This window comes from Microbacterium sp., assembly GCF_044508325.1.
GTDB lineage: Bacteria > Actinomycetota > Actinomycetes > Actinomycetales > Microbacteriaceae > Microbacterium.
This window is the reverse complement of the sequence record NZ_JBIQHX010000003.1, coordinates 113126-132759: the sequence shown is the minus strand read 5'-3', so window position 1 is coordinate 132759 and position 19634 is coordinate 113126. Positions and strand designations below refer to the sequence as shown.

Sequence of the window (19634 nt, the reverse complement as noted above, 5' to 3'; positions counted from 1 at the left end):
TGGAGATGGACACGCCGGCACCGTCGCCCGCGGGTTCTGCCGCTTCGGTGCCGATCGGCGACATCCTGGTGCGCCGCGCTCGAGAAAGTGGAAGGCAGTCCTCGATCCACTGGCGCGCACACGGGGACGACCATGCCCTCAGCTACGGATCTCTCGCCGCGGCATCCACGCGGACGGCGCAGGCCTTCGCGGGAACGCTGTCGGCGGGCGACCGGGTGGCGGTGTGGGCGCGCAACACGCTCGAGTGGGTCGTGATCGAGTACGCCTGCGCACTCTCGGGCATGGTGCTGGCCCCGTTCGACATCGGATGGACGGACGACGAGGTCGCTCGCGCGGTGCGGCTCACGGCTCCCACGCTCCTCTTCTGCGGGCGCGACGCCTCGGGTGAGCGCCTCGACGCCCGAGCTCAGCTGCTCGGTGGCGGAACTCAGGTCATCGACATCCGCACTCTGCCCGGCTGGGTGAGTGAACAGCGTCCTGCGCCGCTTCCCGACGTCTCCGTCGCCGATCCGTTCCTCGGCCGCGTCGCGTTCGGCGGAGACGGGAGCGCGGACGTCGTGACCATGGACCACGCCTCGGCGCTCGAACGGGCTTACCGGACGCATCCGAGGGAGTCGAGCGAGGCAGGGGCGGCCGTGGAGGTCGGCCCCTTCCACGACGTGCACGTCAACTGCGCGATCGTGCTGGGCTCGCTCGTGACCGGCGGAGCGTTCGTCCTCAGCGCGTGAAGCCGCGGCGGCGGAATCCCTGCGGATCGATCACCGTGCGCAGCAGCTCGACGTCCTCCGGTCGAGGCGCGGGGGTGACGCCGAGTTCGTCGGCGATCGCCGGCTCGAACCCGGTCGCCGCCAGGACCTGTTCCAGCTCGACACCGGGGTGCAGGGTCTGCAGCCGCATCCGCTGCGTGGACGACACGAAGTCGAAAACTGCGAGGTTCGTGATCACCAGGGCTGGTCCGCCGCCGAGTCCGAGCCGCTCCCGCTCCCCGCTGCCCCCGAGATACCCGGCCGCCGACCGGAAGTCGACGCGCTCGACGAGGGTTCGCGGATTGTGATCGGGCATCCAGTAGATCAGGCGCTTGTCCAGGGAGCCCATGTCGGCCAGTCCCGCCGTGCCGGGCAGGCGCACGCGGGGCTTGTGATAGTCGCCGATGACCGAGAGATTCGGATTCCCGAAGGCGTCGAGTTGGGCGGCGCCGACGAAGAACGTGCGGAAGCGCCTCTCGTCCGCCACCCAGTCCCACAGCTCCGTCGTGGCGTCCACATACATCAGCGAGCTGTCCCACAGGGGCCACTCGAAGGTCGAGGCCGTGAGGCGAGGACGCGCCGGCGACACGCCCATGCCGCCCGCCACCCAGGTGATCGTCGGCGCATGGGTCCGTCGGGCGAGTTCGATGGCGCACACCGGGACGAAGGAGGAGATGCCGTTGAGGACCTGGTCGTCGCCGCGGAGTTCGGCGGCCAGGCGACAGACGACGAGTTCATCGAGGGTGTAGCCGCCGCCGTCAGTCGATGCCGCGCTCATCGCCGCACCATCGCCCTCAGTTCGTCGAGCCGAGATCGGCCGACGAGATCGAGGTACGACTCGTGCGTCGTCGGCCGATGGACATAGGCGTCGAGGAACGCGTGGCTGTCTTCGCGGCTCCCGGAGACAGCCGTCCACGCATCGAAGAAGCGGTCGTCGTAATCGTACGAGGGGAAGAAGGAGGTGGGATGCGCCCCGAACGGGGCGACGACGACGGCATCGACGGCGAAGGCGGGGATGACGGTCTGCTCGGGCGCGGCACGGAGGACCTCGGTGTCGACGATCTCCTCGACGCTCACGATCACGCGATCGGCCGCCCGGGGCAGGAGCGTCGTCATCGGGCTGCGAGGTCCCGGATCCATCGCGATGTTGCCATGCACATCCGCGCGGTCCGCGTGCAGGATCGCGACGTCGGGTCGCAGAGCACGGCACGCGACCACGGGAGGACCGCCGAACGGGTCGGGGATGACCGCGAGGTTCTCGTTCCCCACCTCGAGGAGGTCGGAGCCGAGCATGCCCCGCGTCGGCAGGAACGGGAGCCGCCGCGCGCCGGCGGAAAGCCGGGCGAACAGCGCCGTCTCGGAGTACTCCTCGGCAGCGATCGCGCCGGATTCCACTCCGCGGCGGAAGTGTCGGCACGTTCCGAAGCTCTCCATCGTCGCCGTGGCGAACAGGACGCGGCTGACGGCGTCGGAGGCGGCGAACCAGTCGAGCGCGAGCGACCCGCTGAGCGACACCAGTGTGAGGTCGCGCACCCCGGAGCGAAGGATGCCGCGCACGATCGACATCGGCGCGCACTGCGTGGGGCCGGCCTGAAGGCCGAGGACATCGCCGTCGCGGATCAGGGCGACGGCCTCGTCCTCCGTCATGACCTTGCTCGACATCGGCATCCCAAACGCATTGATTCTCAACCGACCGTTCGGCTGACATACTGGGTACAACGTACCGCGGTGGTCGAAGGAAGGTCAACGGAGACGCAAATGGACTTCAGAGAGACGGATGAGCACACCGCCTTGCGCGAGGCGGTGGCCGAGATCGGACGCCACTTCGGTCACGAGTACTTCGTGAAGTGCCGGGAGGACGGCGTCTTCGTCGACGAACTGTGGCGGGCGATCTTCAGCCAGGGGTTCGGCGGCGTGAACCTGCCCCCGGAGTTCGGCGGCGGCGGTGGCGGTCTCTACGAGATGGCCATCGTCATCGAGGAGCTGTCTGCCCAGGGCTGCCCGCTCATCTTCCTCATCGTCGCCGGGATGTGCGGGCCGATCATCAACGAGTTCGGGACGGACGCCCAGCGGCAGCAGTGGCTTCCCGGCATCGCGGCCGGGACGACCAAGATGGCGTTCGCGCTCACTGAGTCCGCAGCGGGCTCGAACGCCCCGAACATCCGGACATCCGCCCGTCTCGAGGACGGCACCTGGGTGCTCTCCGGGGCCAAGCAGTACATCACGAACGTCGATGTCGCGGATGCCATCCTGGTGGTCGCCCGCACCGGCGCCGACGACCGAGGACGCCCCGAACTGGGGATGTTCATCGTGGAGACGAGCCGGCCCGGTCTGGAGTTCGCGAAGATCCCGATGGAGATCAAGGAGCCGGACAACCAGTTCTCCGTCTTCCTCGACGACATCCGCGTACCCGCGGAGAACCTCGTCGGCGGCGTTCCCGGCAAGGGCATGCTCCAGATCTTCTCGGGACTGAACCCCGAGCGGGTGAACGTGTCGGCTCAGGCCGTCGGGCTCGGCCGCTACTTCATCGACAAGGCGGTCGACTACGCGAAGACCCGGGACGTGTGGGGCCAGCCGATCGGCGCCTATCAGGGTGTGGCGCATCCGCTCGCCGAGGCGAAGATCCAGATCGAGCTCGCCCGGTTGATGGCCTACAAGGCGGCCTGGCAGTTCGACACCGGCGATCCGGCTGTGGGTGAATCGGCGTCGGTCGCCAAGCTCGCCGCAGCGGATGCTGCGCTGCTCGCGTTCGACCAGGCCATCCAGGTGCACGGTGGGAACGCGTTCGCGAGCGCCTACGGCATCGCCGATCTCTGGGGGCTGACGCGCCTCATGCGATCGGCGCCGGTCAGCCGCGAGATGGTGCTGAACTACGTGACCCAGCACACGTTGGGTCTGCCCCGGTCGTACTGAGGCGGCCGGCCTCAGATCTGGCGCTCGCGTCCTTCCCAGAACGGTGCACGCAGCTCGCGCTTGAGGATCTTCATCGCCGCGGAGAGCGGGAGGGGCTCGCTGCGCAGCTCGACGCTCTTGGGGACCTTGTAGCCGGCCAGTGTCTGACGGGCGTGGTTCTTCAGCTCGTCCTCGGTGACATTCTGGCCCGGCCGGACGCAGACGATCGCGTGCACGGCTTCGCCCCACTGCTCTGACGGGATGCCGATGACAGCGACCTGCGCGACGGCCGGGTGCGACGCGAGCGCGTTCTCGACCTCCACGGAGTACACGTTCTCGCCGCCGGAGATGATCATGTCCTTCACCCGGTCGGTGATGAACAGGTAGCCCTCGTCGTCCAGATATCCGGCGTCGCCCGTGTGGTACCAGCCGCCGCGCAGCGCTTTGGCGTTCTCCTCCGGACGGTTCCAGTACTCCTTCATCACCACGGGCGACTTGACGACGATCTCGCCCGCGCTTCCCTTGGGGAGGATCTCATCGGTGACCGGATCCTGGATGCGCACGCGGACGCCCGGGATGGCGCGGCCGACCGAGCCGATCCGAGCACCGCCGCGGCGGTGGTCGGCCGGCGTCAGGCTGGTCACCGTGGCCGAGCCTTCCGTCATGCCGTACAGCTGCATCATGTCCACCTCGGGGAAGTGCTCCATGAAACGGGCCTGCACGCTGCTGGGGATGGGCGAGCCGCCGTAGCCCACGATGCGCAGCCGGCGGAACTTCTCCGCCGCGAAGTCGGGGTGCTCCATGATCATCGACAGCATCGCGGCGACGACGCCGACGATGGACACTCCGTGCCGCTCCGCGTCCGCGATCGCGCGCCCCGGATCGAAGGTCGGATGGATGAGGTTGGTGCTGCCGGAGGCGGGGATCCCGAAGACGCCGAAGCAGCCCGCGGCGTGGAAGATCGGCGTGTTCAGCAGGTAGACGTCGTCGTGGGTCAGGCACCGATACGCATAGTCGAGGTGGTAGACGTTCCGTGCGATGCTGCCCTGGCTGTGGAGCACGCCCTTGGGCAGGCCCGTCGTGCCGCCGGTGTACATCAGGATGGCGTCGGCGTTCTCGTCCGGCTCGTCCGGTGACGCGGCATCGTGAGCGGCCAGCAGCTCTTCGTAGCGCAGGTCGTGCGGCGCGTCGCTGTCGTCCAGCAGCACCACCGTGTCGATTCCCACCTTCGCCCGGACGGCGTCGACGGTCTCGGCGAAGGCGCCGTCGGTGAAGACCACCCTGGTGTCGGAATCGCCGAGGATGAATTCCAGTTCGGCCGGGGCGAGCCGGGTGTTGAGCGGGTTGATCACCGCACCGCCGAAGGCTGCCGTGTGCCACAGCTCGAGGAACCGGTGGCTGTTGCCGGCCAGCACCGCGAAGCGGGCGGCCGGGTCGAGTCCCAGCCCCTGACGCAGCGCGGACTTGGCGCGCAGCACCCGGTCGAGGTGCTGCGCGAAAGTCGCTCGGTGATCCTGATCGTCGTCGATGACGGCGGTGTGCTCGGGTGTGCGATCGACGACGCCGACGAGGAGTCGCGGGTAGGTCAGGTCCATCATCGGGCTGCTCCGGGGTGGCTGCTGTCAGCGTCTCGCGACCGGCGGCTGCGGTGACGCCAGGGTGTGGATCAAATGTATCCAACCAGTTGGTTGAAGTTCAATGCGCGCGGATCGATCGGCGCGGGATCAGAGGATCCGCACCGGCACCTGCCGCGGCCGCTTCGCGAGGGGCGCGACGATCGTGCGCAGATCCGCCGTCGGATAGGCGAAGCCGGGGGCGAGCAGGATGCCGGGACTCGCTTCGACCACCGAGGCCACCGCCTGCACGAGCTGGACCGCGGTGGCGAGGTTGGCGGCCGACTGCACATCGTCGACGCCGAACACGTCGGCGGCGACCGACGTGGTGAGATCGGCCCGGGTGCGGACATCGACGGGGAGTCCCGTGATCTCGACCTCGTACATGTCGGGCGAGGTGAGCGTGATCCCGGGATCGACGAGCGCCGGGTCGACGTACCAGAGCTCGCGGATCGAGATCGCCGGCTCTCCGTCCATCATGCCGGTCCACGTCCCGTCGACGGCGCCCACGGTTCCGGCGGGAACGGGGGTTCCGGCGGCGGAGATGTCCCGGACGCTGGGAAGGTAGTCCACCTCGGCGACGATCTCGTCCAGCGCGAAGCCCAGCAGGTGAGCCAGGCCGGCGATGCACTCGACGTAGTACCGGCTCAGGATCGTCTTCCGGGTCGTCGAGCCCAGGGTGTGCGGAGCCCTGCCGAAACCGATGGCGGCGATCGCGTCGCCGGCGTGGTGACTGAGATCGCAGATCTCTCGCACCGCGATCCGGCTGACGGAGGTGCACAGGCTCGCGCTGGTGAGGGCGAAGCGCTCGACGAACCAGCCGGGGTGGACTCCGGTGCCGTGCAGGGTCGTGCCGCCCGCGGCGCAGGCGTCCTCCAGAGGCCGCACGTACTCCTCGCCGTGCTGCCACGGAAAGAAGTATGCGGTCGTGGTGACGACGTTCTTGCCGGACCGCAGGATGCGGGTGATCTCGTCATGGCGGGAGGACTCGTCGGGCATCGACGCGCCGGCGTACAGCACGACATCCGCTTCCAGCCGATAGATCGCCTCCTTGTCCCCGGTCACCGTCACGCCGCACGGCGGCTCGCCGATGAGGGACATGGCATCGCGTCCGATCTTGCCCGGCGAGTACGCGAAGCAGCCCACGAGCTCGAGCTCCGGGCGCCGCGCGATCTCGCGCAGCGCCTGCGACCCGGTGTAGCCGGGTCCCCAGAGGATCACACGGTAGGGGCGGTATCGATTCACGGTGGGTCTCATTCCTCGGACGGATCGTCGCTGCGCACAGCGTGCCGCGTCGACCCGATCAGGTCGGCGATCAGATCGATGTTGCGGCGGTAGCTGCCCTGATGGGCGGGGATGTCCACGATCACCTCGTCGACGCCGAGCTCGGCCATCCGGGCGAGCTGATCCGCCGCCGCGGAGGGGTCCAGCCGGGGGCGGCGGAGCTCGCCGCGATGCCGGATCGGCGGACCGACCTCGCCGGAACGGACGGGATGGATGAGCCAGCGCGCGACGATGCGGGGTCTTGCCGCGCCGGCTTGATCGGCGATCTCGCTCAGCTGCGCGATCTTCGCGGCGAGCTCCTCCATGGTGCCCTGGCCCGGTGCCCAGCCGGCCCCGTGTTCGACGGCCCGGCGCATCGAGCGCGGCCCGTCCCCGCCGATGAGGATCGGCAGCGGATCCTGGATCGGCCGGGTGAGCGGGCACAGGTCGGTGAACGACGTCCATTCGCCGGAGAAGGTGGCGGTGTCGTTCTCCCACAGCGACCGCATCGCCCGGAGGTGCTCATCGGTGCGGCGGCCTCGCTCGTGGAAGGGAACGCCCAGAGCCTCGAATTCACCGCGGGCATGGCCGATGCCCACACCGAGCACCAGCCGGCCGCCGGACAGGCGGTCGACGGTCGCCGCCTCCTTGGCGGTTACGAGCGGATTCCGGTATGGGACGACGAGCACGTTCGTGCCGAGCGTGACCCGTTCGGTCACGGCCGCGACGAAGCCGAGCAGCGGGAAGACATCGAGGTAGGCGTTGCCGAAGATGTCGGCGATGGATCGCGGCAGGGCGATGTGGTCGCCGAACCACAGGCTGTCGAATCCGACCTCCTCGGCGTGCCGGCAGATCGCGGTGATGTCGTCGCGCTGGAACCACTGGGCGTAGTTCGGCGGTGCCAGCCCGAACCTCACGACGAGACCTTCGCGGCGCGATGCTGCGTGCCGCCGTCGACGACGAGAACGGCGCCCGTGATCCACGAGGCCCGGTCCGAGAGCAGGAACGACACCGCCTCGGCGACGTCCTCCGGTCGGCCGAGGCGACCGAGCGGAATCTGTGCGGCCAGCTCCGCGCGTTCGGCCTCGGGGATCGCGTCGGCCATCGCCGTGTCGATCAGGCCGGGCGCGACCACATTGACACGGATCGCCGGAGCGAGCTCGGCGGCCAAGGCTCGGGAGAGGTGTGTGAGCGCGGCCTTGGTGGCGTTGTAATAGCCGGTGTTGGGGCTGGCGACGAGGCCGCCCAGGGAGGAGATGTTCACGATCGCGCCGCCGGTCTCAGCCATCCCCGCGTCCCGAGCGAGCCGCGACCACAGCAGCGGCGCCCAGAGGTTGACCTCGGCCATCTTGGCCGCGAGCCCGGCCTCGACCTCCGCGGCGGGTCCCCACTGCGCACTCACGGCTGCGTTGTTCACCAGCAGGTCGATCCGCCCGTGGGTGCGGATGACCGAGTCGAGGCACTCGACGGCGGCCGACTCGTCCGCGGCATGGCACACCACAGCCGCTCCGCGCTCTCCGAGCTCCTCCGCGATCGCGCGCAGCCCGTCGGGCTTGCGGGCGGTCACGACGACGTGGGCTCCTTCCGCCGCCAGTTCCCGTGCGATCGCCCGTCCGATCCCGCGCGACCCGCCGGTCACCAGCGCCACCTTGCCGGCGTGGAGCGCCTTCATGACGTCTCGGCGACGGCCTCCAGGATGGTCGCGTTGGCCATCCCTCCGCCCTCGCAGATCGCCTGGAGCCCGAAGCGAGCGCCCGTCCGTCGCATGCGGTGCACGAGGGTCGTCATGATGCGCGCGCCCGACGCCCCGAGCGGGTGACCGAGGGCGATCGCGCCGCCATCGGGGTTCAGCCGCTCCGGGTCCGCTCCGATTTCCTCCAGCCACGCGAGCGGCACGGGCGCGAACGCCTCGTTCACCTCGTAGGTGTCGATGTCGTCGATGCGCAGGCCCGCCTTGTCGAGCACCTTGCGGGTGGCCGGGATCGGAGCACCCAGCATCATGACGGGATCGTCGCCGGCCACAGCGGCGGTGTGGATGCGGGCGAGCGGAGCCAGCCCGAGCTCATCGGCCTTCGCGGAGGTCATGATGAGAAGGGCGGAGGCGCCGTCGCTGATCTGCGAAGCGTTGCCGGCATGGATGACGCCGTCCTCGCGGAAGGCGGGTGCGAGTCCGGCGAGGATCTCGACGGTGCTCGTCGGGCGGATGCCCTCATCGGCGTCGACGACTCCGTCCGGCGTGTCGACCGCGGCGATCTCCTCCCGGAAACGGCCGTCGGCGGCTGCCGCAGCGGCCCGCTGGTGAGACAGGACGGCGAACTCGTCGAGTTCGGTGCGGGTCAGCCCCCATCGCTGCGCCATCTGCTCCGCGCCGAGCCCCTGGTTGAAGAACGCGATTCCGTACCGTTCGCGGATCGCGTCCGTCGTGGGCTCGCCCACTCCCGCACCGAGCGTGGAACCCATCGGAACGCGCGACATCGACTCGACACCGCCGGCGACGACCACGTCGTAGTGTCCCGCGACGACGCCGGCCGCGGCGAAGTGCACGGACTGCTGCGACGAGCCGCATTGCCGATCGACCGTCGTCGCGGGCACCGACTCCGGCCACCCCGCCGAGAGCACGGCATTGCGCGCGATGTTGATCCCCTGCTCGCCGACCTGGTGCACGCAGCCGAAGATGACGTCGTCGACGATCGCGGGATCGATCCCGGTCCGATCCTGCAGCGCGGTGAGAACGTGCGCCGCCAGGTCGATGGCGTTCACGCCGGAAAGACCGCCGTTCCGACGGCCGATCGGGGTGCGCACCGCGTCGACGATGACCGCGTCCCGGGCGCTGGTGGTGCGAGGTGAGGACATGGTGACTCCTTGCCGGCGTCGGCTCCAGGTAGCCGGATCGCCCGATTATGCGGTAGCGTACCCCAACCGACTGGTTGGTGGCCAAGGGAGGCGCTGAAGCTATGTCCGATGCAGCCGCTGCGGGAAGAGCGGGAACTATCCCCGAACAGCTCGCGAAGCGCGTCGAGGCCGATCCGGAGGCACACATGGTGTCCTTCGACGGCGGCGAATGGATCACCGTGTCCCAGGTGCAGCGTCGGGCGCGGCAGCTGGCGGTGGGTCTCTTCGACCACGGGATCCGGCCGGGCGACCGCGTCGCGTCGATCATGTCCAACCGGCCGGAGGCCGTCGAGCTGTTCTTCGCCTGCGCCGAGCTCGGGGCGGTGCACGTTCCGCTGAACGTCTTCCTCAAGGGGGAGTTCCTGCGGTACCAGATCGCCGACGCCGATCCCGTGGTCCTTCTCGTCGATGCCGCAGCGCTGACCATGGTGCGCCGACTGGTCGCGGACGCGGGTCTGTCGGTGTCGGTCATCGCGCTCGACCCCACCGATGAGCCGGTTGCCGGGGTCGCTGAGCTCTACGTCGACGGGAAGCGCGACTGGGGGCCTCCGACGCCGGACTCGCTGATGAGCATCCTGTACACGTCGGGAACCACGGGACTGCCCAAGGGCTGCATGATCAATCAGGGCTACTTCCTGCACATGCCGCTGGCGCACATGATGTTCGACTGGTTCACGCCGGACGACACCTCGATCACGACCTTGCCGCTCTACCACGGCTTCGGCCTCAGCGCGCTCATGGACGCCCTGGTGGCCGGGTGCCGCGTGAACTACGAGCGCGAGTTCAGCGCGTCGAGCCTCGTGTCCCGGGCTCGCGCCGTCGGAGCGACGCAGCTGTGGGCGGTCGGTGCGATCGGTGCGGCGCTGCTGGCCACGCCGCCGGACGAGCGCGATCGGGACCACAGCATCGAGCGGGCGGTGTTCATCCCGATGGCGCCGGCTGCGCAGCAGGCGTTCCAGGATCGATTCGGCGTCGACGTGCTGGCCGAAGGGTACGGTCAGACCGAAGTCCTGCCCGCCACGATGGGCGGTGTGCGCCCGGGGCGCGACCAGCCCAGCTGCGGGAAGGCTCTGCCATGGCTCGACGTCCAGGTGGTCGACCAGCACGACAACATCCTCCCTGTCGGACAGTCCGGAGAGATCGTGGTGCGCCCGCGTGAGCCCTACTCGATCTTCAGCGGCTACTGGCGCAAGCCGGAGCAGACCCTCGAGGCGTGGCAGAACCTCTGGCATCACACCGGTGACATGGGACGGTTCGACGAGGACGGGATGCTGTACTACGTCGACCGCAAGAAGGACGCGCTCCGCCGTCGCGGCGAGAACGTGTCGTCGGTCGAACTGGAGCAGGCGATCCTGAAGCATCCTGCCGTCGCGGCGGTGGCCGTCCATGCGACGCCCTCGGAGCTGTCCGAGGATGACATCAAGGCGTGCATCGTGCTCGCCGGAGAAACTCCGTCGATGGCGGACCTGTTCGAGTTCTTCCGCAGCAACCTTCCGTACTACGCCATCCCGCGGTATGTCGAGTTCATCGACGAACTGCCGGTCAACGCCATGGGGCGCATCCTCAAGCACAAGCTCCGTGAGCAGTGGGACACGCCCGGCACGGTCGATCTGCAGACGCTCGGTCACACCGTCAGCAAGGCGGAGCGGCGATGAGCCGGAGTGGGCCGCTCGCCGGCGTCAAGGTGCTCGAACTGCAGGGACTGGGTCCCGGGCCGTTCGGTGCAATGATCCTCAGTGACCTCGGGGCCGAGGTCGTTCGGGTCGACCGCCTCGAGAACGTCGCCGCCGCCCGCGCCGACCAGGCACGGGCCGATGTGCTCAGTCGTGGGCGCCGGTCCATCGGCGTCGACCTCAAGAGCGCGGAGGGCGTGGAGACCGTCCTCCGGCTCGTCGAAGAGGCCGATGTGCTGATCGAGGGGTTCCGGCCCGGGGTGACGGAGCGGCTCGGGCTGGGACCGGACGTGTGCACGGCGCGCAACCCGCGTCTGATCTACGGGCGGGTCACCGGGTTCGGGCAGACCGGACCGTGGTCGGGGTACGCGGGGCACGACGTGAACTACATCTCGCTGTCGGGCGCGCTGTGGCCGATCGGCAGGGAGGGCGAGGCTCCGGTGCCGCCGCTGGCCTATCTCGGCGACTTCGCAGGCGGCGGGATGCTGCTGGTGATCGGGGTGTGCGCCGCGCTCGTCGATCGCGCGGAGTCGGGGCGCGGCCAGGTCATCGATGCGGCGATGGTCGACGGCTCCGCGCTGCTGACCAGCTTTCTGCACGGGATGCGCGCGGCCGGAAGCTGGCGGGAATCGCGCGCCGACAACCTCCTCGACACGGGGACGCCGTACTACGAGGTCTACGAGACGGCGGACGGCAAGTGGGTGTCGGTCGGCGCGATGGAGCCGAAGTTCTTCGCGAACATGGTCGCGGCCATGGGCATCGACTTCGATCCGGCCGATCAGTTCGATCGCTCCGCCCACCCGCGTCTGCGCGAACAGCTCTCCACCGCGTTCCGGACGCGCACGCGGGATGAGTGGGTCGAAGCGCTCGCGGCGGCGGAAGCGTGCTTCGCTCCGGTGCTGTCCCCGTGGGAGGCACCCGACCATGCGCACAACGTCGCGCGGTCCACGTTCACGGAGAGTCATGGCGTGGTCCAGCCGGCGCCGGCGCCGCGCTTCAGCCGCACAACGGCGACCATCGCCGGTCCTCCCCCGCTGCCCGGGGAGCACACGGCGGACGTGCTGACCGGATGGGGCTTCTCCCGCGGGGAGGTCGAGGCACTGCTCGCCGGCGGGAGGGTCGCCGCCCGCGCCGCAAGGGAGGAGACCGGATGACATCCGACGACACCACCGTGCTGGGAGCATTCCGCCGTCGGCTCGCGGCCGAGCCCGACGCGGACTTCGTCCGCTGCGGCGGTGACTGGCTCACCTTCGCCGACCTCGACGAGCGCACCGACCGGCTTGCGACGGGACTGGCCGCGCTCGGAGCGGGGGAGGGAACACGGATCGCGACGATACTGCCCAACCGGATCGAGGCCGTCGAGATCCTGCTCGCCTCCGCGAAGCTCGGCGCCATCCAGGTTCCGCTGAACTACCACCTCAAGGGGGACTTCCTCGGCTATCAGCTCGACGACTGCGGTGCCGAGATCCTGATCGCAGACACGGCCGGAGCGGATGCCGCGGCGCCGCTGCTCACGGATGCCCCCGTCCGCCACTTCGTCCACGTCGACGAGCCGCAGGGCGCGCAGATCTCGTATCGCGATCTGTTCCGTGACGGCGAGCCGCCGCGGCGCGAGCAGGCCCCCGACGACATCCAGGCGATCATGTACACCTCCGGCACGACGGCGGCGGCGAAGGGATGCATCCTCAGCGCGGGGTATTACGTCGCGGTCGGCCGGGCGTACGGAATCCGCCAGTGGGTGATCCCCGGCGACCGCGTGTTCACCGGCTTTCCCATGTTCCACACCAGCGGTCAGATGGTGGCGTTCATGTCTGCGCTGGTCAACGACGCGTCGATCAGCATCATGCCGGAGTTCCACGCGTCGACCTTCATGGCCGATGCGGCCGCGGACGGGGCGACGATGGTCGTCGGCGTCGGACCGATGGCGCACATGCTCCTCGCGCAGCCGGAGCGTCCTGAAGACCGTGACTGCGCGTTCCGGCTTGCGGTATGGGTTCCGCTCGGCGAGGCGGAGCAGCTCGAGTTCGAGCGCCGCTTCTCCACGCCGGTGATCTCCGAGGGCTACGGGCAGACCGAGTGCGTGCCGATCACCAACACCGACCCGACCGGTCCTCGGAACCGGGCGTCGTCCGGGAGGATCTCGCCGCTGCTGGACGTGCGGATCGTCGACGACCACGACAACGAGGTGCCGCAGGGGGAGGCGGGTGAGATCGTGGTCCGGCCGCTCATGCCGAACGTCATGTACAGCGGCTACTGGAACAAGGCGGATGCGACCGTGGAGACGTGGCGCAACCTGTGGCATCACACCGGTGACTTCGGCCGCATCGCGGATGACGGCTGCCTCGTCTTCGTCGACCGCAAGAAGGACATCCTGCGCCGACGGGGCGAGAACGTGTCGGCCCTCGCTCTGGAGAACGTGTTCCGCACCCATGAGGCGATCGCGGACGTGGCGGTGTCGGCGGTGCCGGCGGACGTGGGGGACGACGAGATCAAGGCGAGCGTCGTGCTGACCGAGGGTGCTGTGATCACTCCGCAGGAGTTCTTCGAGTTCGCGGAACAGCGGCTGCCGTACTTCGCCGTGCCGCGCTACGTGGACATCCGCGATCAGCTGCCGGTCAATGCCCTCAGCCGCGTGATGAAGCACGTGCTGCGTGACGAGGGGGTGACCGGCCGCATGTGGGACCTCCACGCACAGGGGCTGATCGCGACGCGGCAGGGCGCGTCGGCGAAGGGGTCGAGCAGGTGACCGCTCAGCCGGACGTGCTGGTCGAGCGGCACGACTCGACGATGCTCCTCACGCTCAACCGGCCGGCCCGCAACAACGCGATCAGCGGAACGATGCTGCAGGAGCTCGTCGAGGCCTTCGACGAAGCGGCGCAGGATGACAGCGTGCACGTCGTCGTCACCGCGGCGGCGGGTCCGTCCTTCTGCGTGGGGGCCGACATCGACGACTTCGACAGCATGAAGTCGCTCACCGCACGGGAGATCCTGTCCGGCAGCGAACTCGGCGGGCAGAAGGGTCTGCGAGAGCTCACTGCCGACGAACGAGCTCTCGATGACCTCGGGAACGCCGGACGGTGGCTCGAACGGATGTGGCGCCTGGAGAAGCCCACGATCGCCGCGGTCGGCGGCGCGGCGGTCGGCGGCGGATTCGGGATCGCCTTGCTGCACGACCTCATCGTCGCCTCGTCGTCCGCACGCCTCGGTGCGGGGTTCTCCAAGCTGGGCCTGGCGCCGGAGTTCGGCATCAGCCTGCTTCTCCCGCGCATCGTGGGCCTGTCGAATGCCACCGAACTGCTCTACACGGCCCGTCTCATCGAGGCCGAGGAAGCCCGCTCGCTCGGCCTGGTCTCGCAGGTCGTCCCCGACGACGAGCTGCTCGACAGCGCGCTCGCCCTGGCCGACCGTATCGGTTCGATGCCTCCGGTGGCGCTGCGCGCGACCAAGCGCCTGCTGCGGGCCTCGATGACCCGTCGGATGCCGGAGCAGCTGCGCGCCGAGCACGCGACGCACCTCGTCCTGTTCGACCATCCCGAGACGCACGCGGCGCTCGACCGGATGGTAGCCAAGCTGACCGGCCGCCGATAGCCGTTCAGGTCGCCGCGGTCTCCGGCGCGATCGCGACCGGCGGTCGCTTCGGCCAGACCGGCACCTCGCCGTCACGCGCCGACCGCGGCAGGATGAGCAGGGCCTCGGCCTCGGCCGCGACGTTGCCGGCGGCGTCGCACAGCGTGCCCCGCAGCATCCGCTTCGCTCCGTCGATCCGCTCCAGCCGTGCCGCCACCGTGACCTGACCCAGTGGCACCGGCCGCCGGTACGACACGGTGATCGATGCTGTCATGCCCAGCTGCCCGGCGGCGGCCGCCGCCTCGGTGAACAGCTGGTCCATCAGGAGCGCGATGACACCGCCGTGGACGCAGCCCGGGGGCCCTTCGTAGAGGGCGCCCAGCTCGAGGGTCGCGGACGCGCTGTCGTCGTGCCAGAACATCGCGTGCTCGCCCACGGCGGCCGCGAACGGGTTCCGGATGCCGAGGACGGCGTTGCCGTGCTCTCGCCCACCGCCGGTGTGGTCCAGCTCCATGCCGAACGAGCCGTCGCGGGCGCTGCGCAGAAGGCGCTGCGCGATCGCATCGACCTGCGGGATGATGTCGGCGATCTCCTCGACGGGGATGGTCGTGCGCAGCTGCGCGTCGCACAGCCGGCGGACGGCGTCGGTGAGTGAGGCATGGATGCGGTCCTGATGCGCCAGCTCGGCGGCATCCACTTCGGTCACGGGGAAGCTGAAGAGTCTTTCCATGGGGCTCTCTCGGGGAGGGGCGGGATGCCGGGGCTCACGCGGGCGCGAAGGGGAAGTTGCCCGCCTGCGTCCCCCACTCGTGCACGGCCGAACCCTCCATCCGGGTGGTCGCGCCCCAGTGCCGCAGCTCGCCCTCGCAGCGGCTGACCTGGCGACAGTAGAAGGCACCGCGCTGACCGTTGAGCTCGAACTGGTCGCTGACCCGGCCGTCGAGGAGGCGGGCGAAGAACTCCCGCTCGCCGTCCACGGCGCGGATCGTGACCACGACCGGTCGCGGCAGTCCGCTGTCGGCATCGACGGTGAAGCGCTCGACGGCGCTCGCGAAGGCGAAGGTGCTCATCACCGGATCGCCGCCCTTGTAGAGGACGAACGGGGTGAAGTGCCGGTAGCCCAGCTGCGCCGATGCTGCGGAGTCCGTCCAGATCCCGGTGTAGTCGCCCGCTGAGAAGTGCCCCCACGTCCAGATCGACTGCGCCGACGCGGCGCCCGCTGCCCCGGCGAGGGGCAGTGAGGAGAGCTGCTTCTCGAGGTGGATCCGGCCGCGAACGGCGACCGTCTGCCCGTCGACGGTGATCTCACCGGTGGCATCGGCGCGCGGGGCGAGCGGCCACCACCCGATGGCTGTGCCCGAATCGGGGCGGAAGTGGCTGAAGCCGGGGACGGCCGTGGTGAACTTCACCCCGGGCGCGACGACCTCGGCGTCCAGGGAGATGGCGATATCGCCGATCGCCACCGAGAGCCGGAACGAGAGCGGCCGCCCCGCGTCGTCGAGACGGCCGACGAGCTCGTTCTGACCCCAGCGGCCGCCGAACTCGCCGGGCTCGAAGTCGGCGGGCTCGAACGTCTCGTGCACCTCGACGAAGCCGTGTCCCGGTCGCAGCAGGTTCACGGTGATCGCCGGTCTGCCGCCGTCGTGGGGGCGGCTGCGGTACCAGCCGATGCCGACCTGCCACCCGCCCTCGAGTTCGGCGTCCAGCCACATCAGCTCGACGTAGTCGGGGTCGTCCTTCCCCAGTTCGAGCCGCCACGCAACCTCTTCGCGGGTGACGTTCCGGAACGCGCGCTGCGCAGCCATTGCTCCTCCGCTCCGACGCGCCGCTGCAGCGCGATCGCTGTCAGTATATAACCGACTAGTCGGTTGACTAGAGTGGGCCCAGGCTCTAATCTGATCGGCAGTCGGCCTGCCAGCGGGGAGTGAGACGTGCAGACAGTCATCGGCGACGCCCAACTCGAGTTCCTCGAGGACCTGCGGTCCTATCTCGACGACCTGGACCCGGACCTCGTCGAGGCGACGCGCCGCGAGAACATCGAAGACCCGATGCAGCCGCGGGAGCACGGACGACGGTTCCTGCGCCGCCTCGCCGCCGACGGGCGGCTCGGCGTCTCCTGGCCCACCGAGCACGGCGGGCAGGGCCGCTCGGAGCTGGAGCACTGGCTGTTCGCCGAGGAGCTGTACAGTCGCCGGCTGCCCAACGGCCTCCTCACGCTCAACGTCGTCGGCCCCACGCTCGCGCTCATGGGAGACGAGGCGCAGCGCGCGGAGTACCTGCCGCAGATCCTCGCCGGCGACATCGTCTTCGCGATCGGCTACAGCGAGCCGGACGCCGGCAGCGACCTTGCCGCACTGCGCACCCGTGCGGTGCGCAGCGGAGACGAGTACATCGTCAACGGCCAGAAGATGTGGACGACGGGGGGCTCGGTCGCCACTCACTACTGGCTCGCGGCCCGCACGGGTGCGCCGGAGGACCGTCATCGGGGGATCAGCGTCTTCATCGTGCCGATGGACGCCCCCGGGATCACGGTGACGCCGATCATCACCCAGGGCGGGGAGCGGACCACCGCGGTGTTCCTCGATGACGTCCGGATTCCGGTGTCGCAGCGCATCGGCGGGGAGAACGAAGGCTGGGCCGCGGTGGTCTGCGCCCTGAACTTTGAGCGCATGTTCTTCCACAACGAGCCCCGCTGGGAACTGCGCCAGCTGGCGGACTGGGCCGCGGCAGCCGACCTTCTGGAGGGCGACACCGCGGCGGCCCACTCGCTGCAGGAGACGATCGGCGAGCACGCCGTCGATGTGGAGATCTGCCGGCTGTTCGCCCTTCGCGGAGCCAGCATGCTGACCGAAGGAGTCGTGCCGATGGCCGAGGCATCCGCGAACAAGATCTGGTGGGGCGAGCTGCGTCAGCGGATCTGCGACACCGGGCTCGATCACATCGGAGTGACCGGCACGATCGCGCACGGCTCACCGCACGCCCCCGCGCACGGTCATCTGGAGCACGGACTGCAATCCTCGCCGGTCTGGCGGTTCGGCGGCGGGACGAATGAGATCCAGCTCGACATCATCGCCGAGCAGCGGCTGGGGATGCCGCGATGAGCCTGTTCGAGCTGTCTTCGGAGGAGTCCCAGCTGCAGTCGATGACGCGCAGCTTCCTGCGCGGGTTCGTCGACAACGCGTATCTCAACGCACAGGAGGAGTCCGAGTCGGGCTTCGAATCAGAACGCTGGCAGCAGATCGTGGAACTGGGCCTGACCGGCATCGCGATCGACGCGGAGTCCGGTGGCGCCGGGGGCACCCTGATCGACGCGGCCATCGTCCTCCGGGAGTTCGGGCGTGCGGCCTTCGCGAGTCCGCTGCTGCAGACCCTGCGCGCCGCCGTCATCCTGCAGGCGGCTGGGATCGGCGCGGATGTGCGGGGCGCCATCGCCGAGGGGGAGATCGCGACACTGATCGCCCCGGAAGGTGATGCGGTCCGTGCCGAGCGCACCGCCGCCGGGCATACGCTGCGCGGTGCCGCGGTCATCGCCGAGTGGATCCGGCCGGCGGCGAGCATCGTCCTGGTGGTGCCCGGCCCGGACGGCGGCCACCTGGTCGCCGCGGTTCCCGTCGACAGCGTCGCGGACCGCGTGACCGACGTGCCCAGCATCGACAACGAGCGCATCGCCCTCGTCGATGTGGACGGCCTCGACCTCGGCCCCGACGCGCAGGTCGCCGTGATGACGGCCGAGGATGCACGAAGGGCGCTGGCGCGCGCGGACCTGCTGCGAGCTTCGCTCATGGTCGGCGGCGCGCAGGAGGTCGTGGAGTTCACGGCGTCCTACGTGCGCGAGCGCCAGCAGTTCGGCAAGCCGCTGGCCGCGTTCCAGGCTGTGAAGCAGCACGCCGGGCGGATGGTGATCGCCGCGGACGGCGCGCAGCTGCTGTGCGACGACGCCCTCACCCGCATCGAGGCCGACCCCGACGACACGGCGATCGCCCGGGCCGCCCTCTTCGCTGCGGGCCGGTCGTATGTCGACATCATCCTCACCGCCGCCCAGCTGCACGGCGGAGTCGGCACGACCGTCGACCACATCCTGCACCACCACTTCCGCCGGGCGAAGGCGATGCAGCTGCGCTCGGGGAACCGCGGGCAGCTGCTGCGCGAGCTTAGCAGGTCGCTCGTCGTGGACCGGTCGGCCGCGAAGGGAAGCCTGTGGTGAGCGAACGGCGGGTCGCGGTCGTCACGGGTGGCGGACGGGGGCTCGGGCGCGCCGTCGCGCTCCGACTCGCCCAGGACGGTGTCGACGTCGTGGTCGCCGCCCGGTCGGCCGATGAGGTCGCCGGCGTCGCCGAGGAGCTGCGCGCGCTGGGCGTGCGCGCGGACGGCGTGTCGGTGGATGTCACCGCCACCGAGCAGGTGGAGCGAGCCGCTGCCCGCATCCTCGACGACTTCGGGCGGGTGGACATCCTCGTCAACAACGCGGGCAGCCTCCTGTACAAGCCGTTCGTCCCCCTCCCGGGCATCGCCGCCGACCGGCCCGGTTTCGACTCGGCGATCGCGGACGCCGAGTGGGCGCACGTGTTCGATGTGCACCTCGGGGGTGCCATCCGCTTCCTGCGTGCGCTGGGGCCCGGGATGCTCGAGCGGGGCAGCGGTCGCGTCGTCAACGTCGTCAGCAACGTGCTCCGTCGGTCGGTGCCGTTCACGGTGGGCTATGACACCGCGAAGGGCGCCCTCGCCCAGCTCACGCGCTCGCTGGCGCGGGAATGGGCGCGGTACGGGGTGACGGTGAACGCCGTGGCCGCCGGCCATTTCCGGACCCGGATGACCAGCGCCCAGTTCGACGACGAGAAGTCGTACGCGAACATGATCCGCCGTGTCCCCATGCGCCGCGCCGGCACGGTCGAGGAGTTCGCGGGCCTGGTCGCGTATCTGACCAGTGCGGAGGCGGGCTTCGTGACCGGCGAGGTCATCGCCGTCGACGGCGGTGAGACGCTGTGAGC

The 19634-nt window shown here is 69.8% G+C and carries 18 protein-coding genes; 9 read left to right on the top strand and 9 right to left on the bottom strand.

What is annotated here, in order from left to right; all coding sequences use genetic code 11:
* The first annotated feature begins 5 nt into the window (after positions 1–5).
* On the top strand, positions 6–728 hold the full coding sequence (locus ACIWQI_RS03600; RefSeq protein ID WP_396655731.1) for an AMP-binding protein: 723 nt from the start codon (positions 6–8) through the stop codon (positions 726–728).
* Here ACIWQI_RS03600 and ACIWQI_RS03595 read toward each other — a convergent pair.
* On the bottom strand, positions 718–1524 hold the full coding sequence (locus ACIWQI_RS03595) for a CoA-transferase subunit beta (protein WP_396655730.1): 807 nt from the start codon (positions 1522–1524) through the stop codon (positions 718–720). The two genes, ACIWQI_RS03600 and ACIWQI_RS03595, sit on opposite strands and share 11 nt — an antisense overlap.
* Positions 1521–2408 carry a CoA transferase subunit A gene (locus tag ACIWQI_RS03590; RefSeq protein WP_396655729.1) on the bottom strand — a complete coding sequence of 296 codons (888 nt, stop codon included), beginning with the start codon at positions 2406–2408 and terminating at the stop codon, positions 1521–1523. Before ACIWQI_RS03590 ends, ACIWQI_RS03595 begins: the two co-directional genes overlap by 4 nt.
* 96 nt (positions 2409–2504) lie before the next feature.
* Here ACIWQI_RS03590 and ACIWQI_RS03585 point away from each other — a divergent pair, with 96 nt between their 5' ends.
* Entirely contained in the window at positions 2505–3659 is a 1155-nt protein-coding gene (locus ACIWQI_RS03585) for an acyl-CoA dehydrogenase family protein (protein ID WP_396655728.1), read from the top strand.
* Between the two features lie 11 nt (positions 3660–3670).
* On the opposite strand, the gene ACIWQI_RS03580 is transcribed toward ACIWQI_RS03585, so the two are convergent.
* The 5 genes from ACIWQI_RS03580 to ACIWQI_RS03560 form a co-directional block, all read right to left on the bottom strand.
* Positions 3671–5236 carry a long-chain-fatty-acid--CoA ligase gene (locus ACIWQI_RS03580; RefSeq protein ID WP_396655727.1) on the bottom strand — a complete coding sequence of 522 codons (1566 nt, stop codon included), beginning with the start codon at positions 5234–5236 and terminating at the stop codon, positions 3671–3673.
* A 126-nt stretch (positions 5237–5362) separates the two neighbouring features.
* Positions 5363–6496 carry a hypothetical protein gene (locus tag ACIWQI_RS03575; RefSeq protein WP_396655726.1) on the bottom strand — a complete coding sequence of 378 codons (1134 nt, stop codon included), beginning with the start codon at positions 6494–6496 and terminating at the stop codon, positions 5363–5365.
* A gap of 8 nt (positions 6497–6504) precedes the next feature.
* A complete protein-coding gene (locus ACIWQI_RS03570) occupies positions 6505–7431 on the bottom strand; it encodes an LLM class F420-dependent oxidoreductase (RefSeq protein ID WP_396655725.1) in 927 nt (308 codons plus the stop codon).
* Positions 7428–8186: an SDR family oxidoreductase gene (locus ACIWQI_RS03565; protein WP_396655724.1), complete on the bottom strand. Its 759-nt coding sequence runs from the start codon at positions 8184–8186 to the stop codon at positions 7428–7430. The genes ACIWQI_RS03570 and ACIWQI_RS03565 overlap by 4 nt, the downstream gene beginning before the upstream one ends.
* Complete coding sequence (locus tag ACIWQI_RS03560; protein ID WP_396655723.1) at positions 8183–9367, bottom strand: thiolase family protein; 1185 nt, start codon at positions 9365–9367, stop codon at positions 8183–8185. Before ACIWQI_RS03560 ends, ACIWQI_RS03565 begins: the two co-directional genes overlap by 4 nt.
* 101 nt (positions 9368–9468) lie before the next feature.
* On the opposite strand from ACIWQI_RS03560, the gene ACIWQI_RS03555 reads away from it, so the two are divergent.
* From ACIWQI_RS03555 to ACIWQI_RS03540, 4 genes are read left to right on the top strand one after another with little or no spacing between them, the layout of a single operon-like run.
* Entirely contained in the window at positions 9469–11061 is a 1593-nt protein-coding gene (locus ACIWQI_RS03555) for an AMP-binding protein (RefSeq protein ID WP_396655722.1), read from the top strand.
* Positions 11058–12233, top strand: coding sequence for a CaiB/BaiF CoA transferase family protein (locus ACIWQI_RS03550; protein WP_396655721.1), 1176 nt, complete (start codon positions 11058–11060; stop codon positions 12231–12233). The genes ACIWQI_RS03555 and ACIWQI_RS03550 overlap by 4 nt, the downstream gene beginning before the upstream one ends.
* Positions 12230–13825, top strand: coding sequence for an AMP-binding protein (locus ACIWQI_RS03545; RefSeq protein ID WP_396655720.1), 1596 nt, complete (start codon positions 12230–12232; stop codon positions 13823–13825). The genes ACIWQI_RS03550 and ACIWQI_RS03545 overlap by 4 nt, the downstream gene beginning before the upstream one ends.
* Complete coding sequence (locus ACIWQI_RS03540; RefSeq protein WP_396655719.1) at positions 13822–14667, top strand: enoyl-CoA hydratase/isomerase family protein; 846 nt, start codon at positions 13822–13824, stop codon at positions 14665–14667. The genes ACIWQI_RS03545 and ACIWQI_RS03540 overlap by 4 nt, the downstream gene beginning before the upstream one ends.
* 4 nt (positions 14668–14671) lie before the next feature.
* On the opposite strand, the gene ACIWQI_RS03535 is transcribed toward ACIWQI_RS03540, so the two are convergent.
* On the bottom strand, positions 14672–15376 hold the full coding sequence (locus tag ACIWQI_RS03535; protein ID WP_396655717.1) for a PaaI family thioesterase: 705 nt from the start codon (positions 15374–15376) through the stop codon (positions 14672–14674).
* 34 nt (positions 15377–15410) lie between these two features.
* Positions 15411–16451, bottom strand: a complete 1041-nt coding sequence (locus tag ACIWQI_RS03530; RefSeq protein ID WP_396655716.1) for a hypothetical protein — start codon at positions 16449–16451, stop codon at positions 15411–15413.
* A 126-nt stretch (positions 16452–16577) separates the two neighbouring features.
* Between ACIWQI_RS03530 and ACIWQI_RS03525 the strand changes: the two genes are divergently transcribed.
* From ACIWQI_RS03525 to ACIWQI_RS03515, 3 genes are read left to right on the top strand one after another with little or no spacing between them, the layout of a single operon-like run.
* Entirely contained in the window at positions 16578–17747 is a 1170-nt protein-coding gene (locus ACIWQI_RS03525) for an acyl-CoA dehydrogenase family protein (RefSeq protein WP_396655714.1), read from the top strand.
* A complete protein-coding gene (locus ACIWQI_RS03520) occupies positions 17744–18850 on the top strand; it encodes an acyl-CoA dehydrogenase family protein (protein WP_396655713.1) in 1107 nt (368 codons plus the stop codon). The genes ACIWQI_RS03525 and ACIWQI_RS03520 overlap by 4 nt, the downstream gene beginning before the upstream one ends.
* Entirely contained in the window at positions 18847–19632 is a 786-nt protein-coding gene (locus ACIWQI_RS03515; protein ID WP_396655712.1) for an SDR family NAD(P)-dependent oxidoreductase, read from the top strand. The genes ACIWQI_RS03520 and ACIWQI_RS03515 overlap by 4 nt, the downstream gene beginning before the upstream one ends.
* The last annotated feature ends 2 nt before the right edge of the window (positions 19633–19634 follow it).

Excerpts from the sequence above, each read along its gene's own strand:
- ACIWQI_RS03550 (WP_396655721.1), top strand. The coding sequence starts at position 11,058 with ATGAGCCGGAGTGGGCCGCTCGCCGGCGTCAAGGTGCTCGAACTGCAG.
- ACIWQI_RS03585 (WP_396655728.1), top strand. The coding sequence starts at position 2,505 with ATGGACTTCAGAGAGACGGATGAGCACACCGCCTTGCGCGAGGCGGTG.
- ACIWQI_RS03600 (WP_396655731.1), top strand. The coding sequence starts at position 6 with ATGGACACGCCGGCACCGTCGCCCGCGGGTTCTGCCGCTTCGGTGCCG.
- ACIWQI_RS03595 (WP_396655730.1), bottom strand. The coding sequence starts at position 1,524 with ATGAGCGCGGCATCGACTGACGGCGGCGGCTACACCCTCGATGAACTC.
- ACIWQI_RS03555 (WP_396655722.1), top strand. The coding sequence starts at position 9,469 with ATGTCCGATGCAGCCGCTGCGGGAAGAGCGGGAACTATCCCCGAACAG.
- ACIWQI_RS03520 (WP_396655713.1), top strand. The coding sequence starts at position 17,744 with ATGAGCCTGTTCGAGCTGTCTTCGGAGGAGTCCCAGCTGCAGTCGATG.
- ACIWQI_RS03590 (WP_396655729.1), bottom strand. The coding sequence starts at position 2,408 with ATGTCGAGCAAGGTCATGACGGAGGACGAGGCCGTCGCCCTGATCCGC.
- ACIWQI_RS03565 (WP_396655724.1), bottom strand. The coding sequence starts at position 8,186 with ATGAAGGCGCTCCACGCCGGCAAGGTGGCGCTGGTGACCGGCGGGTCG.
- ACIWQI_RS03530 (WP_396655716.1), bottom strand. The coding sequence starts at position 16,451 with ATGGCTGCGCAGCGCGCGTTCCGGAACGTCACCCGCGAAGAGGTTGCG.
- ACIWQI_RS03560 (WP_396655723.1), bottom strand. The coding sequence starts at position 9,367 with ATGTCCTCACCTCGCACCACCAGCGCCCGGGACGCGGTCATCGTCGAC.
- ACIWQI_RS03580 (WP_396655727.1), bottom strand. The coding sequence starts at position 5,236 with ATGATGGACCTGACCTACCCGCGACTCCTCGTCGGCGTCGTCGATCGC.
- ACIWQI_RS03545 (WP_396655720.1), top strand. The coding sequence starts at position 12,230 with ATGACATCCGACGACACCACCGTGCTGGGAGCATTCCGCCGTCGGCTC.
- ACIWQI_RS03535 (WP_396655717.1), bottom strand. The coding sequence starts at position 15,376 with ATGGAAAGACTCTTCAGCTTCCCCGTGACCGAAGTGGATGCCGCCGAG.